The sequence below is a fragment of the Sphaerisporangium fuscum genome, assembly GCF_018531465.1.
GTDB classification, from domain to species: Bacteria; Actinomycetota; Actinomycetes; order Streptosporangiales; family Streptosporangiaceae; genus Sphaerisporangium; species Sphaerisporangium fuscum.
Genome location: NZ_JAHDTF010000034.1, coordinates 16,058 through 32,545, shown reverse-complemented (window position 1 = coordinate 32,545; position 16,488 = coordinate 16,058). Strand labels below are relative to the sequence as shown.

15 protein-coding genes are annotated in these 16,488 nt (G+C 71.7%); 3 read left to right on the top strand and 12 right to left on the bottom strand.

Features of this window, described 5'->3' with window-relative positions; translation table 11 throughout:
- Positions 1-32 precede the first annotated feature (32 nt).
- From KIK05_RS36335 to valS, 4 genes are all read right to left on the bottom strand, one after another.
- The gene (locus tag KIK05_RS36335) at positions 33-704 is read right to left on the bottom strand and encodes a DUF3710 domain-containing protein (protein WP_214415389.1); all 672 of its coding nucleotides are present in this window, start codon (positions 702-704) and stop codon (positions 33-35) included.
- 58 nt (positions 705-762) lie between these two features.
- Positions 763-1,197 carry a dUTP diphosphatase gene (dut, locus tag KIK05_RS36330; RefSeq protein ID WP_214415388.1) on the bottom strand — a complete coding sequence of 145 codons (435 nt, stop codon included), beginning with the start codon at positions 1,195-1,197 and terminating at the stop codon, positions 763-765.
- 85 nt (positions 1,198-1,282) lie between these two features.
- Positions 1,283-2,482: an AI-2E family transporter gene (locus KIK05_RS36325; RefSeq protein ID WP_214415387.1), complete on the bottom strand. Its 1,200-nt coding sequence runs from the start codon at positions 2,480-2,482 to the stop codon at positions 1,283-1,285.
- Between the two features lie 147 nt (positions 2,483-2,629).
- Complete coding sequence (gene valS, locus KIK05_RS36320) at positions 2,630-5,179, bottom strand: valine--tRNA ligase (RefSeq protein ID WP_214415386.1); 2,550 nt, start codon at positions 5,177-5,179, stop codon at positions 2,630-2,632.
- A 78-nt stretch (positions 5,180-5,257) separates the two neighbouring features.
- On the opposite strand from valS, the gene KIK05_RS36315 reads away from it, so the two are divergent.
- Positions 5,258-5,566: a DUF4235 domain-containing protein gene (locus KIK05_RS36315; protein WP_214415385.1), complete on the top strand. Its 309-nt coding sequence runs from the start codon at positions 5,258-5,260 to the stop codon at positions 5,564-5,566.
- A gap of 24 nt (positions 5,567-5,590) precedes the next feature.
- Here the strand turns inward: KIK05_RS36315 and KIK05_RS36310 are convergent, their stop codons facing one another.
- From KIK05_RS36310 to KIK05_RS36290, 5 genes are all read right to left on the bottom strand, one after another.
- Positions 5,591-6,970 carry an alpha,alpha-trehalose-phosphate synthase (UDP-forming) gene (locus KIK05_RS36310; RefSeq protein ID WP_308250257.1) on the bottom strand — a complete coding sequence of 460 codons (1,380 nt, stop codon included), beginning with the start codon at positions 6,968-6,970 and terminating at the stop codon, positions 5,591-5,593.
- Positions 6,971-7,175: 205 nt separating this feature from the next.
- Positions 7,176-7,859, bottom strand: a complete 684-nt coding sequence (locus tag KIK05_RS36305) for a hypothetical protein (protein ID WP_308250256.1) — start codon at positions 7,857-7,859, stop codon at positions 7,176-7,178.
- A gap of 136 nt (positions 7,860-7,995) precedes the next feature.
- On the bottom strand, positions 7,996-8,295 hold the full coding sequence (locus KIK05_RS36300) for a DUF4193 domain-containing protein (RefSeq protein ID WP_214415384.1): 300 nt from the start codon (positions 8,293-8,295) through the stop codon (positions 7,996-7,998).
- A gap of 273 nt (positions 8,296-8,568) precedes the next feature.
- On the bottom strand, positions 8,569-10,041 hold the full coding sequence (locus KIK05_RS36295; RefSeq protein WP_308250255.1) for a sensor histidine kinase: 1,473 nt from the start codon (positions 10,039-10,041) through the stop codon (positions 8,569-8,571).
- Positions 10,038-10,691: a response regulator transcription factor gene (locus KIK05_RS36290; protein WP_214415383.1), complete on the bottom strand. Its 654-nt coding sequence runs from the start codon at positions 10,689-10,691 to the stop codon at positions 10,038-10,040. Before KIK05_RS36290 ends, KIK05_RS36295 begins: the two co-directional genes overlap by 4 nt.
- Positions 10,692-11,004: 313 nt before the next feature.
- Here KIK05_RS36290 and KIK05_RS36285 point away from each other — a divergent pair, with 313 nt between their 5' ends.
- Complete coding sequence (locus KIK05_RS36285; protein WP_214415382.1) at positions 11,005-11,166, top strand: hypothetical protein; 162 nt, start codon at positions 11,005-11,007, stop codon at positions 11,164-11,166.
- A 64-nt stretch (positions 11,167-11,230) separates the two neighbouring features.
- Here the strand turns inward: KIK05_RS36285 and KIK05_RS36280 are convergent, their stop codons facing one another.
- Both KIK05_RS36280 and KIK05_RS36275 read right to left on the bottom strand, forming a co-directional pair.
- Complete coding sequence (locus KIK05_RS36280; protein WP_214415381.1) at positions 11,231-12,031, bottom strand: inositol monophosphatase family protein; 801 nt, start codon at positions 12,029-12,031, stop codon at positions 11,231-11,233.
- Positions 12,028-14,004 (bottom strand): S9 family peptidase, encoded by a 1,977-nt coding sequence (locus KIK05_RS36275; protein WP_214415380.1) that lies wholly within the window; start codon positions 14,002-14,004, stop codon positions 12,028-12,030. Before KIK05_RS36275 ends, KIK05_RS36280 begins: the two co-directional genes overlap by 4 nt.
- 73 nt (positions 14,005-14,077) lie before the next feature.
- On the opposite strand from KIK05_RS36275, the gene KIK05_RS36270 reads away from it, so the two are divergent.
- Positions 14,078-15,040, top strand: a complete 963-nt coding sequence (locus KIK05_RS36270; RefSeq protein WP_214415379.1) for a ferrochelatase — start codon at positions 14,078-14,080, stop codon at positions 15,038-15,040.
- 44 nt (positions 15,041-15,084) lie between these two features.
- On the opposite strand, the gene KIK05_RS36265 is transcribed toward KIK05_RS36270, so the two are convergent.
- The gene (locus KIK05_RS36265) at positions 15,085-16,383 is read right to left on the bottom strand and encodes a lytic murein transglycosylase (RefSeq protein WP_308250254.1); all 1,299 of its coding nucleotides are present in this window, start codon (positions 16,381-16,383) and stop codon (positions 15,085-15,087) included.
- Positions 16,384-16,488 lie beyond the last annotated feature (105 nt).

Sequence of the window (16,488 nt, the reverse complement as noted above, 5' to 3'; positions counted from 1 at the left end):
GGGATGCCTGCGCTCCACACCCGCAGCTTACGTCAGCGAATCTCGCTGATTTCCGGGCCGCGTTCGAACGGGTTCAGGTCGGGCTTCTGCTCCCCCTCGGCGTGCTGGTCCACGGCGTGACGGGCCTCGGCGGGCAGGCGCAGCTCGATGGGGTCCTTGGGGGCCATCGGCTGGTCGCCGCGCACCACCACGACGTCGCGGACGACGCCCTCGAGGATCTCGGCGGCCCCGGGGTCGGCGATGGCGCGGCCGCTGATGACGCACCGCAGGAACCAGCGCGGCCCGTCGACGCCGATGAACCGGACGGGCTGGGCGGTGCCCTCCTGCTGGATCTCGGCGGCGAGCTCGGTGCCGAAGGGCCCCTCGCGCTCCTCGCAGGATCCGCCGGCGGCACTCAGCTCGCGGGCGAGCTCGGCGCGCACCTCGTCCCAGATGCCGCTCTTCTTCGGGGCGGCGAACGCGTGCAGTTGCAGGGCGCTCTCGTCGACCAGCACCACGGCGCCGACGATCTGGTCGCCGGCGACGTTCAGCTGCACCTCGAAGCCGGGGCCGATGGGCAGCCGGAGGCCGCCGAGGTCGACCCGCTCGGTGTCGGGGTGGGGCTCTTCGGCGTCCCAGGGTCCCGACTCGCGCTGAGGAACCGGCGCGGTGCCGGTGGCGGGTGCCGTCTCCTCCGCTTCGGCATGACGGCGGCGTCGGAACACGTCCTTCACACTCCTTATCGCTGCGGGCCCCCGGGCGTCCCGAGGGCGACGCACTAGATCATCGGCCGGTGGAACCGAACCCGCCGGCGCCGCGCACGGACCCGGGGAGCCGTTCCACCTCGTAGAAAGCCGCCTTCTCGACGCGCTGGACGACGAGCTGGGCGATCCGGTCGCCGCGGCGCAGACGTACGGCGTCCTTGGCGTCGGTGTTCAGCAGGGTCACCTTGATCTCGCCGCGGTAGCCCGCGTCGACGGTGCCCGGGGCGTTCACCAGTGTGACCCCGAACGCCGCCGCCAGGCCCGAGCGGGGGTGCACGAACGCGGCGTACCCGTCGGGCAGCGCGATGGCGACCCCCGTGCCCACCACGGCTCGCTCGCCCGGCAGGAGCTCGACGTCCTCGGCGGCGTAGAGGTCGGCCCCCGCGTCGCCGGGATGGGCGTACGACGGGAGCGGCAGCCCGGGGTCGAGTCGCTGGATCAGCACCTCGATCATCGATTCACCTCGGCCCTCAGCCTCAAGCTACGCCCTCGGCTCGGCCGGGGACGGACGGGTGCGCAACGAGTCACGAAGGGAGACCTTACCCGCTGTGCTGGGCCGACACGTCCTTCCCGGCGTCAGCGGCGTTCCCCTCGTGTGAACGGGGGCGCGGCGGACCGCCCGGGGCGGTCGCCGGGTGCTCCTCGGAGGCGGGCTCCTGCGGGGCGCCGGGGGGCAGCTCGGGGGGCTTTCTGCGCAGCTCGGGGATGGCGCGGTAGACCACCGCCGCGACGGGGACGGCGATCGCCGCGCCCGCGATGCCGCCGAGGATGCCCCCGACGGCGAGCACGATGATGATCGCGAGCGGGTGGAACTTCACGGCGCGGCCGACGATGAGCGGCTGGAGCACGTGGTTCTCCAGTTGCTGCTCCACCACCAGGATGCCGAGGAACACCAGGGCGAGGATGGGGCCCTTGGCGCCGAGCGTCACCAGTGTGGCGAGGCCGCCGGCGATGAAGATGCCGACGATCGGGATGAAGCTCGCCAGGAAGATCAGCACCGCCAGCGGCGCCCACAGCGGCACCCCCATGCCGAACAGCACGACGCCGATGACCAGTCCGTGGATGGCCGCGACGATGACGGTGCCGTGGATGTACTGCGAGAGGGTGTGCCAGGCGGCGCGGCCGGCGCGGTCGACGCGCGGCGCGGCCGAGCCGAAGGCGCGCAGGAACCACGACCAGATCTGCTCGCCGTCCTTGAGCAGGAAGAAGGTGATGAACAGCAGCAGGACGATCGAGGTGAGCACCTCGATGAAGGTGGCGGCGGTGGACAGCAGCGCGCTGGTGATCGCGCTGCGCTGGGCGTTGAACTGCCGGACCACCTCGTCGGCCATGTCGCCGAGCTGGGCCTCCTTGAGGTGGAAGGGCCCGGTCAGCAGCCAGTTCTGCACCTCACGGGAGGTCTTGCTGACCTGCTCGGCGAGCCGCGGGAACTCCTCGTTGGCCCGATTGCCGATGATGAACCCGACGACGACCAGGACGGCGAAGGAGAACAGCATCGTGATCCACGTCGCCCAGATCGGGCGAAGGCCCGCCTCGCGCAGCCGCCGGGTGAGCGGGAACAGCAGGGCGGTGAGGAGGAGGGCGACCGCCACCGGCAGCGCGACGAAGCTGAGATGGACGATGATCTGGCTGGTGAAGTAGACCACCACGCCGATGACGATCAGCCGCCAGCTCCACGCCGCGAGCACCGAAAGCACCCGTGGCACGTTCCGCTCGTCGCTCTCCTTTTCCGCGATCACCCCTCCAGACTGGCACGTCAGGCGGCCGAACGCGCGCACGTTACGCGCGGGTTCAAGCCCCGGTCTGTTTTCTCCCCATTCCCCTGCCAGCGGATTCGTCCCGCTCGCAGAGAAATGGGGGAACTATCCGTATGCTACCTGCGGGCTTTACGCGGGCGTGGCCGCGGCGAGGGTGACCTCGACCGCGAGCTCGCCGCCGCCCGGGGAGACGACGAACTCCTCCACCACCCCGGCCGCGCACAGGTCGTCCTGGGCGTGCCGGACCAGGCCCGCCCCGGCGCCCGCCACGACCAGCCGCGACACCTCGGCGCGCATGGACAGCTTCGCCGACGACTTGGCCTTGCGGACCTCGCGCAGCACCTCCGACACCGCCGGGAGCACCTCCGGGTCGCCGGAGGAGGCGAGCTCCGCCGCCGAGGGCCAGGCGGCGCGGTGGACCGAACCGTCGCGCCACCACGACCACACCTCCTCGGTGACGAACGGCAGGAACGGCGCGAACAGCCTCAGCAGGACGTCGAGCGCCTGGCGCAGCGCGGCGCGGGCCGAGTGCGCCCCGGCACCCTCGCCGTACGCCCGCGCCTTGACCAGCTCCAGGTAGTCGTCGCAGAACTCCCAGAAGAACCTCTCGGCGCCCTCGAGGGCCCGCGTGTAGTCGTAGGCCTCGAAGGCGGCCGTGGCGTCGTCGACGACCCCGGCGAGCCGGGCGAGCATGGAGGAGTCGAGGGCCTCGGTGACCGGGCCCTCGGCCTCGCCCAGGCCGAGGACGAACTTCGAGGCGTTGAGGATCTTGATGGCCAGGCGGCGGCCGACCTTGATCTGCCCGGTGTCGAAGGCGGTGTCGGTGCCGGGACGCCCGCTGGCCGCCCAGTAGCGGACGGCGTCGGAGCCGTACTCCTCCAGCAGCCCCATCGGCGTCACGACGTTGCCCTTGGACTTGGACATCTTCTTGCGGTCGGGGTCGAGGATCCACCCGGAGATCGCGGCGTGCCTCCAGGGCAGCACGTCGTGCTCCAGGTGGGACCGGACCACCGACGAGAACAGCCAGGTGCGGATGATCTCGTGGGCCTGCGGGCGCAGGTCCATGGGGAAGACCCGCCCGAACAGGTCGGGGTCGCGCTCCCAGCCGGAGATGATCTGCGGCGACAGCGACGAGGTCGCCCAGGTGTCCATGACGTCGGGGTCGGCGGCGAAGCCGAACGGCTTGCCCCGCTGGTCCTCGGCGTAGCCGGGCGGCACGTCGCTGGAGGGGTCGACCGGCAGGGTCTCCTCGGACGCGGGGATGGGACTGTCGTAGATCGGCTGCCCCTCGGCGTCGAGGGGGTACCAGACGGGGATCGGCACGCCGAAGAACCGCTGGCGGGAGATCAGCCAGTCGCCGGCCAGGCCCCGCACCCAGTTCTCGTAGCGCACGCGCATGTGCGGCGGGTGCCAGACGAGTTCCTCGCCGCGCCCGACCAGCGCCTCCCGCAGCCCGGCGTCGCGCCCGCCGTTGCGGATGTACCACTGGCGGGTCGTGACGATCTCCAGGGGCCGGTCGCCCTTCTCGTAGAACTTGACCGGCCGGGAGATCTTCCGTGGCTCGCCGTCGAGGTCGCCGGACTCGCGGAGCATCTCGACGATGCGCTCGCGGGCGCTGTGGACGGTCTTGCCGGCCAGCTCGGCGTACGGCCCGGCGGGGACGCCGTCGGGCGGCTCGGGCAGCAGGCGGCCGTCCCAGCCGATCACCGGGCGGGTCGGCAGGTCGAGCTCACGCCACCACACGACGTCGGTGAGGTCGCCGAAGGTGCAGATCATCGCGATGCCGGAGCCCTTGTCGCGCTCGGCGAGGTGGTGGGGCACCACGGGCACCTCGACGCCGAAGATCGGCGTGGTGACGGTGGAGCCGAACAGCGGCCGGTAGCGCTCGTCGTCGGGGTGGGCGACCAGCGCCACGCAGGCCGGGATCAGCTCGGGCCTGGTGGTCTCGATGTGGACGCCGCCGGCGTGGTCGGTGCCGGGGACGCCGCCGAACCGCACGCGGTGGAACGCGCCCGGCCACTCGCGGTCCTCCAGCTCGGCCTGGGCGACGGCGGTGCGGAAGGTGACGTCCCAGAGGGTGGGCGCCTCGGAGACGTAGGCCTCTCCCCTGGCGAGGTTGCGCAGGAAGGCCCGCTGGGAGGCGGCTCGGGAGGCGTCGTCGATGGTGGCGTAGGTGAGCGACCAGTCGACCGAGAGCCCGAGGTGGCGCCAGAGCGCCTCGAAGGCCTTCTCGTCCTCCTGGGTCAGCCGCACGCACAGCTCGATGAAGTTGCGGCGCGAGACGGGCACCTGCCGCTTGGGGTCGGGCTTGGCGGGCGGCTCGAAGCCGGGGTCGTACGGCAGGGAGGGGTCGCAGCGCACGCCGAAGTGGTTCTGCACGCGCCGCTCGGTGGGCAGGCCGTTGTCGTCCCAGCCCATGGGGTAGAAGACCTCACGGCCGCGCATGCGCTGGAAGCGGGCGATCGTGTCGGTGTGGGTGTAGGAGAAGACGTGGCCGACGTGCAGCGATCCGGAGACGGTGGGCGGCGGCGTGTCGATGGAGTACACCTGCTCGCGCGTCTTGGAGCGGTCGAACCGGTAGGTGCCGCCCGACTCCCAGCGGGCTACCCATACCTGCTCCAGACCGTCGAGGGAGGGTCTTTCGGGAACGGTGGCATGGCGCGGTCGCTGTTGGGTCATGGCGCCCTATGGTATGGCGTGACGGTGCCGCCCGGCACGGCAGACTAGGGTTCTGGTAGATCGACGAGGGGAGAGATCATGGCGGGCGGTTCCGAGGAGACGGAGAAGCCGGATCTGGCGTGGCGGCTCATCGGCGCGGTGGTCGCGCTCGGGGTGGGGTTCGTCACACGCAAGGCCATCGAGTTCGGCTGGGAGAAGGCCACGGGCAAGAAGCCCCCGGCCGACTCCGACTCGCTGGAGACCGGCCTCGCCGAGGCCGTGGGGTTCGCGGTGGTGCTCGGCGTCGGCATGGAGGTCGCCCGCATCGTCGCCACCCGCTCGGCCCACAGGCGGTACCGCGCCTGGAAGGCCCTGCCCGCCAAGGCCGAGCGGATCGTCAAGTCCTGAACCGGGCCGCCGCGGGGCGGCGGGTCAGCGTTCCAGGGCGGCGAGGAAGTCCCCCGCCCACCTGTCGACGTTGTAGGTGGCCACGCGGCGGCGCATCGAGCGCATGCGGCGCGACAGCTCGTGCGGCGTCGCCCGCATGGCCGCGACCATGGCCCGCTTGAGGCCCTCGACGTCGTAGGGGTTGACCAGGTAGGCCTGCTTCAGCTCGTCGGCCGCCCCGGCGAACTCGCTGAGCACCAGCGCCCCGCCCAGGTCGTGCCGGCAGGCGACGTACTCCTTGGCGACGAGGTTCATGCCGTCGCGCAGCGGCGTCACGACCATGACGTCGGCGGCGCAGTACATCGCGGCGAGCTCCTCGCGGTCGTACGACTGGTGGAAGTAGTTCACCGGCGGCACGCCGAGCACGCCGTACTGCCCGTTGATGCGGCCGACCCGCAGCTCGATGTCGTCGCGCAGGTTGCGATAGGTCTCCACGCGCTCCCTGCTGGGCGTGGCGATCTGGACGAAGACCGCCTCCCCCGGGCTGACGGCCTTGTCGGCCAGCAGCTCGCCGAACGCCTTCAGCCGCTGGCCGATGCCCTTGGTGTAGTCGAGCCGGTCGACGCCGAGCAGGACGTGCTCGGGCTCGCCGAGCTCGGCGCGGATCTCCTTGGCGCGGGCGATGATGTGCGGCTCGCGGACGAGGGTGTCGAGCTCGGCGAAGTCGACCGAGATCGGGAAGGCCTCGGCCCGCACCGTGCGGCCCTCGTGGAACAGCTCCTGCCGCTGGTTCTGCAGCCCGAGCTGGCGGCGGCACAGCCGGATGAAGTTGGAGGCGCCGCCGGGCCGCTGGAAACCGACGAGGTCGGCGCCGAGCAGGCCTTCGAGGATCTCGCGCCGCCACGGCAGCTGCCAGAACAGCTCGGCGGGCGGGAAGGGGATGTGCAGGAAGAAGCCGATCTTCAGGTCGGGGCGCAGCGCCCGCAGCATGGCGGGGACGAGTTGCAGCTGGTAGTCCTGCACCCACACCACGGCGTTCTCGGCGGCTGCGTCGGCCGCGGCGCGGGCGAAGCGCTCGTTGACCGCGCGGTAGGCGTCCCAGAGCACGCGGGAGAACACCGGCGGGGCGACCACGTCGTGGTACAGGGGCCACAGGGTGGCGTTGGAGAACCCCTCGTAGTAAAGCTCGACCTCGCTCGCCGACAGCGGGACGGGGATGAGGTTCATGCCGTCGTGCTCGAAGGGCTTGAGCTCCTCGTCGGGGGCTCCGTGCCAGCCGAGCCACGCGCCGTCGCGGCGCTGCATCACGGGGGCTATCGCGGTGACCAGGCCGCCGGGGCTCCGTCGCCAGGAGGCGGCGCCGTCCGGGCCGACGGTCCTGTCCACGGGCAACCGGTTCGCGACGATCAGGAATGGGCTGCGCACGCGTTCCTCCCTCGTGATCGGTTCAGGACCACCATACGAAACGGGGTGCAGCTCTCTGTGAACGGCCTGGGTCCGGAGAGTACGCACTTCCGGCCCGTGCACCCTGTTAGGTATTGAACCGGACAAGAGGCTTTAATCTATGACAAAGATCACAAGATGCCGTGAACGTCCTGGGATGAGAGGGATGCCAGGACGGGGCCGTGGATCAGTCGGCGGCGTCGAGCCCTCGCTGCCGGCGCAGGTCGTCGCGCACCACATGGGCGAGCTTCCTGGTGGCGGCCCGGTTGAGCGCTCCCCCGGCTACGGCGCCGGTGAGGAAGGGGCCGAGAGTGGTCAGGTGACGCCCGAGCGTGCGCATCAGGCGCTTGCGCAACGCCGCCTTGGCGGCCGCTCCGAGGGCCATCTGCACGGAGGCCGGTGACAGCGGGTCGACCCCCCTCTGCCTGGACCAGGCCGTGGTGAACGCCATGGCGCGCTGGGTGCCGGTGCCGGGGACGTGGACGCCGTACACCTCGTGCAGCTCGGCGATCAGCTTGACCTCGATCGCGGCGACCACGAGGGTCTCGGCGACCAGCTGGGCGGGCGCCGACAACAGGAGGGGCGGAGCGGCGAACTCGGCCGCCGCCAGGGCTCCGCCGATCGCCCCGACCGCCATCGTCGCCTTGCCGGCGGTGCGGATCAGGTCGTCGGCGAGCGCGTCGCCGGACAGGCCGTAATGATGCTCCTGAAGCGTCGCGAGATCGCGGATGGGCAGGCGCGGGGCGATGGACGCGAAGACGTCGGCCAGCCACCGGCCCCGTGCGGCGCCGGTGGCCCGCGCCTTCTTGCGGGCGGCCGAGAGCGACACGCTGAGGCGGCCGAGCAGCCGACGCCGCTCGGCCCCATCCATCTCACCCGCCTCGGAAAGCTTTCCGACGAGTTCGGCTACCTCAGCGTCGGCCGAGGCCGACCGCGCCGGCTCCAGAGGGCCGGGCTGATCCTGCGATGGTCGATCCGCTCCAGATGTCACGGAGCCTCCCTGATTCTCAGGCGGCGCATTCCCTGCAGATCTGCTGCCCATTCTTGTCAGAGGCAAGCTGGCTGCGGTGGTGCACCAGGAAGCAACGCGAGCACGTGAACTCGTCCGCCTGCCGGGGGATCACCCGGAGCGAAAGCTCCTCGTTGGACAGATCGGCACCCGGCAGCTCGAGGGACTCGGCGAGATCGGTCTCGTCGATGTCGATGCTGCCGGAGGACTTGTCGGTCCGCCGGGCCTGAAGCTCCTGAAGGCTGTCCTCACTCAGGTCGTCGTCGGTCTTGCGTGGGCTGTCGTAGTCAGTGGCCATTTACGTAGTCATCCCCCTCATCTATGGCGTGCGCGTGGGCGTCGCGCGTCTGTAACGTCTGGGCGGTCCATCTTGTGCCCGTTTCTCTCGGGGAATTTTGCAATCGGTACCCCGTGGGAACGGTCGGCGAACCTCCCGACACGTGACGGCCTTGCCGCCTTCGCCACCGGTTAGCCAAATATGGCGAAAACCTCAGCATTGGCCACAGGATCCATCGCGTTCGACGGCACATCCAACCACATGTCTGGCGTGAACGAGACGCCCCCCGCCGGATCAGCCCGCCGGAAGTCGCACCGTCATCACCAGTCCCCCGCCTTCCCTCGGAACGGCGTGAACGTTCCCCTGGTGGGCGCGGACGACCGCGCGGACGATGGACAGCCCGAGCCCCGTGCCGCGCGCGGATTCCACGCGGTCGGAGTTGAGCCTTCTGAAGGGCTCGAACAGGTCGTCCACCTCGTACGCGGGCACATGCGGCCCGGTGTTGGCCACCTGAACAACGGGGGCGCCGTCCACCATTCCCGTCCGCAGCCAGACTTGACCGGACTCGGGAACGTTGTACTTGACCGCGTTCTCGACGAGGTTGGCGACGAGCCGTTCCAGCAGCACGGGGTCGCCCATCGTGGGTGAGGGGCGAAGGTCGACGGTCACGGTGACGCCGCTCTCCTTGGCGAAGGAGGAGTGCTGCTCGACCACGGTCTGGGCGACGTCGAGGAGGTCGACGGGCTTGCGCACCGCGAGCTCGCGTTCGCTACGGGCGAGCAGCAGCAGGCCCTCGATCAGGTGCTCGTTGCGGGCGTTGGTGCCGAGCAGCGTACGGCCGAGCACCCGCAGGTCCTCCGAGGCGTGCGGGTCGCCGAGAGCCACCTCCAGCACCGTGCGGTTGATCGCCAGCGGGGTGCGCAGCTCGTGGGAGGCGTTGTCCACGAACCGCCGCTGCGCGTCGAAGGCGCGGTTCAGCCGGGTGAGCATGGCGTCGAAGGTGTCGGCCAGCTCCTTCAGCTCGTCGTCGGGCCCCTGCAGGTCGATGCGCTCGTGCGCGAGCGAGGTCTCCGAGAGGCGCCGGGCGGTGGTGGTGATCCGCTGGATCGGACGCAGCGCCCGGTCGGCCACGAAGTAGCCGAACAGCAGGGCGAGGATGCCGACGCCGCCGAGCGCCAGCAGCGACCGGATCAGCAGCTGGTGCCGCGCGGCCTCGATCGTGTCGGACCGGAAGGAGGCCCACCTGTCCTGGATCCCCGCCACGAAGCTCGGCGGGTACCCGTCCAGCAGGAAAGACGGGAAGTCCGGCCAGGAGTCCCAGATCGCCTTGCCGACGAACGAGTAGATCACGAAGACCAGGAGCGCCCCGGCTGCGAAGAAGAGCGAGCCGTAGGTGATCGTGAGCCGCATGCGGATGCTCATGCGCCCCGGCAGCCGCATCAGCCGCTCGATGAGGTGCTGCCCGACGGGGCCGGGCGCGAACGGCGGCGGACCGTCCCAGGCGGGCGGGCCGGTCGGGGGCGGCGGCGAGGCCTTGGGACGCGGCGGTTTGCGCGTGCTCTCCACCGTGAGCTGTTCGCTGCGCCAACCGGTGTCCGGCGCGCCGGACGGTCCGGAGGTGCCCGCGGGCGCGGCGGGCGCTGCCGCCGGTCCTTCCGATCGGGAGGGCGCGGCCTCCTGCGGAGCGGCCTCCGGGGGGACGATCAGGGGCGGGGGTGAGGAGAAGGACGGGCGCCCGGTGCCACGCGCCTCGGGTTCGCCGCTCACAGTTTGTATCCCACTCCGGGCACGGTCTCGATCACCGGCGGCTCACCGAGCTTTTTGCGCAGCGTCATCATCGTCACCCGCACCACGTTGGTGAACGGGTCGATGTTCTCGTCCCAGGCCTTGTCCAGGAGATCCTCCTGGCTGACCACGGCGCCCTCGGCGCGCATCAGCTCCTCCAGGACGGCGAACTCCTTCTTGGTGAGGGCGATCTCGGTGCCGTCCCTGGTGACCAGCCGCTTGCCGGGGTCGAGGCGGATGCCCGCCCTCTCCAGCACCGGCGGGAGCGCGGGCGCCGAGCGGCGGCCGAGGGCCCGCACCCGGGCCACGAGCTCCATGAACGCGAAGGGCTTGGCCAGGTAGTCGTCGGCGCCGAGCTCCAGGCCCTCGACCTTGTCGTCCACCTCGCCGGAGGCGGTCAGCATGAGGATGCGCGAGGCGGTGCGGTCGGCGACCAGCCGGCGGCACACCTCGTCGCCGTGGACCTTGGGCAGGTCACGGTCGAGCACGATCACGTCGTAGTCGATGTACCCGGTGCGCTCCAGCGCCCCCGCGCCGTCGTAGGCGACGTCGACGGCCATGGCCTCCCGGCGTAGCCCCGTCGCGATCGCGTCCGCGAGCACCCGCTCGTCCTCAACAACAAGCACCCGCACGGCCCCTGCACCTCCCGTAGTCCCGACCCATCACGCGATCAGCTCTGTTCCCCGGCCCTCGGCGGCGCACGCCCCGGCGTCACAGCTCGCAGGTCATTGTTGCCATATTCGGCTTAAGCGCATGGTAAGCACCCGCCAACGATGCGTCCGACAGGTGACATAAAGCACACCCCGGACATTCGGGATAGGTGGTTTAAGGCCGACAGGACGGTGGGTAGACCCGCAAGACCCGCGGCCGGGGAAGGTTTCGGCCCCTCCCCAGGCTCCGTGTGGCAGACCGAACATTCCTTCGCCCCTCGAGAAAGAAGGTGAGATGGGCGAGTTCACTTCCACGATCGAACACCGGCTCGACCAGGCCTACAAGGGTCTCCAGGAGGCGCGCACCAGCGGCGACGACTTCCTCGCCGACACTCTCACCGCCGAGATAGAGGACCTGCGGCGGATCGCGGTCGACAACGGCGTCGCGATCCAGTAGTCACGATCTCTTCCGCCACGACCTCGGGCCCACCCTGAAGGGTGGGCCCTTTTCATGTCCCCGATCAGGCGTCGCGCTCGGGGTCGAGGGGTTCGAGCAGGTCGCACAGCTCCTCGAACAGGGCGGGCGCGGCGCACACCGTCATGTCCGAACCGGCGGGACGGCCGCGCAGGCCGCCGAGCCGCGCCCCCGCCTCGGCGGCGATCAGCCCGCCCGCCGCCACGTCCCAGTGGTTGACGCCCCGCTCGTAGTAGCCGTCCACCCGCCCGGCGGCCACCGAGCACAGGTCGCACGCCGCCGAGCCGCCCCGCCGGATGTCGCGGACCTTCGGCAGCACGTGCGCGAGCACCTGCGCCTGCACGGCGCGGCGGGCGGGCAGGTAGCCGAACCCGGTGGCGATCAGCGCCTCGGACAGCGGCACCTCGCCGTTGCACCGCAGCCTCTCGGCGGGCGCGCCGTCCCTGAGCAGCTCCGCGCCGCCGCCCTTCTCGGCGGCGAACAGCTCCCCTCGCGGCACGGCGTTGACGACGCCGGCGACGACCTCGCCGTCCACCTCGACGGCGATGCTCACCGCCCACTCGGGCAGGCCGTACAGGAAGTTGACGGTGCCGTCGATGGGGTCGACGACCCAGCGGACACGCCCCTCCCCGGTCTCGCCGCCCTCCTCGCCGAGGATGGCGTCCCCGGGCCTGGCGGCCCGGATCCGCTGCCTGATCAGGTCCTCGGAGGCGCGGTCCAGCGCCGTGACGACGTCGGTGCCGCTGGACTTGGTCTGCACGACCTCGGGACGGGCGGGACGCTTGGCCAGCAGCATCTCGCCCGCCTCGCGGGCGATGCCCACCGCGAGTTCGAGAAGGTCGCTCATCCCAGGGACTCCGGACGCTCCCACTCCTCGCCGAGCACGTGCTGGGCGAGGAAGGCCAGGACCGTCTCGTACCAGACGACGACGTTGCCCGGCTTGAGGATCCAGTGGTTCTCGTCCGGGAAGTAGAGGAACTTCGCCTCCACCGACGATCTGTCCAGGTCCCACCACAGGCGCAGCGCCTCGCCGATCGGCACCCGGTAGTCCCTGTCGCCGTGGATGACGAGCATCGGCGTACTGATCCGGTCCAGGGACCGGTGCGGGGAGAGCCGCTCGAGGCGCTCGGAGCCGGGCGGGCCGAACTGACGCATCCAGAAGGGCGGGAAGTCGGTGGTGCCCGCGAACTGGTCCAGGTACCACAGGGAGGCGTGGGTGACGATCGCCCGGAACCGGTCGGTGTGCCCGGCGATCCAGTTGGCCATGTACCCGCCGAACGACCCGCCCATCATGCCGGTGCGCCCGGCGTCGATGTCGGGACGGGCGACACAGGCGTCGGTGATCGCCATCACGTCGGCGTGGGTGCGCGGGCCCCAGTCGCCCCAGCCGCGCTGCAGCATCTCCTGCCCGTAGCCGGTGGACAGGGCGGGGTCGGGCAGCAGGACGGCGTAACCGTGCTCGGCCATGATCCACGGGTTCCACCGCCAGGACCAGTCGTTCCAGCTGCTGTTCGGGCCGCCGTGCACCCACACCAGCAGCGGCGCCGGAGCGGCCTCGGAGGCGCCGGCGGGCAGCACCAGCCAGGAGCGGATCTCCACGCCGTCGTCCGCGACGGCGGTGATCTCGGTGAGCGTCCCGGGGACCTCCATCGCGGGGGCCGGCGAGGGCAGCTCGGTGGTCTCCCCGCCGTCGAGCGTGATGCGCACCGGGGCGGCGGCCCCGGCGATGGAGCTGCGCAGCGCGTACAGATGGCGCCCGTCGGGCGAGGGGCAGGTCCACAGGTAGGCGTGGTCGTCCCGCGTGAGCCGCGCCGGCTCGCCCGCCAGCGGGACCTGGAAGATCGGACGGCGCCCCTCGAGGTCGGCGATGACATAGACCGAGCGGGAGTCGGGCGCCCAGACGGCCTCCACGGGCACGTGGCCGTTCATGTGCTCGGTGTTCTCGCCCGTGGCGAGGTCGGCGACGCACAGGCAGTACGCGGCGGCCTTCTCATGGTCGCCGTGCGACTCGCGGGAGAAGGCGACGTACCGGCCGTCCGGGGAGATCGCGAGCGGGCCGCCGAAGTCGTGCCCTGGGGAGGAGGCGATCGTCCGCCGCTCCCCGGTCGCCACGTCGATCGCCACCAGCTCGGAGTGCTGTTCGCCGCCGGGCAGCGGCACCCGCCAGGTCGCGACCACCGTGGCGCCGTCGGGGCTCACCGTGTAGGACCCCACCTCCAGGGCGCCTCCGGCGCCGGGGGTCAGGTCGCGGGGCTCGTCGAGCCCGGGCAGCGAGGCGGCGAACAACCGGGGCTGACCGGGGCCGAGGTCGTGATCCCAGTACCGGATCGGGGAGCCCTCGTGCAGGATCGCGCTGATCCCGGCCTCCTTGCGGGCCTTGCGCCTGTCGGCCTCGGTGGCGGCGTCGCCGGGCAGCACGTCGGCCATGAAGACGACGGTGCCGCCGCCGGTCTCCACGCCGGTGACGCCTCCGGGCCGCTCGGCCACCCGCCGGGCCTCCCCGCCCCTGCGGGGCAGCAGCCACAGGGCCGCCACCTCGTCGTCCTGCTCCTTGACGGTGGGATCCGGCCGGCGGGAGAAGAACAGCACGTCACCGTCCTTGGTGAACGTCGCGCCCGTCTCCCCCTTCGCCGAGCGGGTCAGCCGGTGCGGCTCGCCGCCGGGCTCGGTGGGGATCTCCCAGATCGAGGTGCCGTACGACTTGCCGTCGGGGTTGAGCGACTGGACGACGGAGATCAACCGCGATCCGTCCGGGGACAGCCGCAGGGACAGCAGCCGCGGCACACCGACATATTGGCGAATGTCCTTAAAGAGGCTCACTTACCCGAACCTACCCCCCGCACCGGGCGGTCCCACAGCTCCCACACCCGGGAACATGCGGTTGGATGGTGGCATGGCACGTTACGACGCGTTGCTGGTCGTCTCCTTCGGCGGGCCCGAGAAGCCCGAGGACGTGATGCCCTTCCTCGAGAACGTCGTCCGCGGGCGAGGGGTGCCCCGCGAGCGGCTGCTCGAGGTCGAGGCCCACTACCAGGGGTTCGGCGGGGTCAGCCCGATCAACCAGCAGTGCCGCGACCTGATCGCCGCGCTGCGGCCCGAGATCGACCTGCCCATCTACTGGGGCAACCGCAACTGGCATCCCTTCTTGGCCGACACCCTGCAGAAGATGGCGGCCGACGGGGTCGGCCGCGCGGCGGCGTTCATCACCGCGGCCTACAGCTCCTATTCGAGCTGCCGCCAGTACCTCGACGACATCGCGCGGGCGCGGGCGCAGGTCCCCGGCGCCCCCGAGATCGTCCGGCTGCGCCACTACTTCGACCACCCCGGGTTCGTCGCGGCCATGGCCGACCACACCCGCGAGGCGCTCGACCGGCTCCCCGAGGAGCGGCGCGAGCACGCCCGGCTGGTGTTCACCGCCCACAGCATCCCGGTGTCGATGGCCGCCTCCGCGGGGCCGTCCGGCGGGGCGTACGAGGCCCAGCTCCGCGCCACGGCCGCGCTGGTGGCGGGCGACCGGTCGTGGGACCTGGTCTGGCAGAGCCGCAGCGGCCCCCCTCAGGTGCCGTGGCTGGAGCCCGACGTGTGCGACCACCTCAGGGCGCTCCACCAGGCCGGCACCGAGGCGGTGGTGCTGGTGCCGATCGGGTTCGTCTCCGACCACATGGAGGTCGTCTACGACCTCGACACCGAGGCGGCGGCCGTCGCCCGCGAGCTCGGCATGCACATGACCCGGGCGGCCACGGCGGGCACCCACCCGCGCTTCGTCTCCATGGTCCGCGAGCTCCTGGACGAGCCCGAGCCCGCCCCCTGTCCCGGCACCTGCTGCCCCGCCCCCCGCCGTCCCGGCGGCAAGTGACCGTCCCGCACCACCAGCGGCGGGGCACCGGGGGCGTGCGGGTCTCAGGGGTAGGCGCGGGCGTAGGCCTCGGCTATGCCGAGCACCCTGTTCACGTAGTCCCACGAGTGGTTGTAGCGGAAGACCGCCGAGCGCAGCTTGGCGCCGCCCTGGCCCCCGCCGTTGGCGCACAGGTAGTGCGCCGCGGAGGGCACGGCGTCGTACGGGCTCCAGATGTCCGCCTTGCCGTCGCCGTCGCCGTCCACCCCGTAGGCCTTCCAGGTGGCGGGCATGAACTGCATCGGGCCGAGCGCCCCCGCCGACGAGGGGCCGTTGTTGCGCCCGTGGCCGCTCTCCACCTGCCCGATCGCGGCCAGGACGGTCCACGACAGCCCCGGGCACACCCCTGCGGAGATCTTGTAGAGGTCGAGGTAGCTGCCCGGCCGTCCCACCAGCGAGGTGCCGCTGCGCTCCCGCGCCGCCACGGGCACCGGCGCGGCGGTCGGCGAGGCCGACGGCACGGGCACCGGGGGCCTGGTCACCCGGTTCGCACCGATCGTGATGATCTGCGCGCCCTTGCCGAGCAGTCGCTTGACCCGCGCGCCCACGTCGGAGGCCTTGGCCCGCGGGGTGTGGACCAGGACCGCGACGCCCGGGACCAGGCCGAGGGCGCGCCCGACCTCCCTGCTCACGAGCCCGTCCACTCCGGGCAGGCCGAACGGCGCGGAGGCGGCGACCCGCAGCCGGGAGCCCGTGCCCGCGTCGTACTCGCCGCCGAGTTGCAGCATGTAGCGCCCGGCGGTCGCGGACTCGGCGACGAACTCCCCGCGCGCCAGGGCGTCCCACACCGCGGGCTCCTCGGCGACGGCCTTCGGGGCCCAGGTGCGGAACTCCATGGGGTCGACCGCGAGGAGGTTCAGCGTGGCGGCGGAGAAGCGGACGGCGCCGCCGTCGGCGAGGGTGACCTTCGTCACATCCTTCAGCGCCGCGACCTTCAGCAAGGTGTCCTGGCTCACGCTCTGGCGGGTGACGGCGATCAGCCGGGGCGGCGTGGCGAGCACGACTTGTCCTTCGGCGGTCGCCTGGGCGAGCGGCGGCGCCGTGGGCGACGGGGACCCCTGCGGGGGCTGTGCGGACTGCTGACCGGGCGGTTGCGAGGCGCCCGGCGTGAGGGCCGGGAAGGGGGTGACCTTCGAGGTCAGGTCACGGACCTCCGCGAGCGGCGTACGGGCCGCACCGCCCGGGTCGTCGGCCGCCGCGCGGGTGATCAGAAGGGTGCCGCCGACCGCGACGCCGAGGACGATGACGAGGGCAAGTCCGGCCACGGCGGCACGCGTCGGCGCGAGCCGAGGACGCTGGGACACTTGACCCACGTTAAACCTAGGAATCCGGATTCGGGTACGTTGCCGGAAAATCACTTGCCCGGCCGCGAGCCGTGAGCAAAGGTGAGGCGGGACAGTGCGACGTGC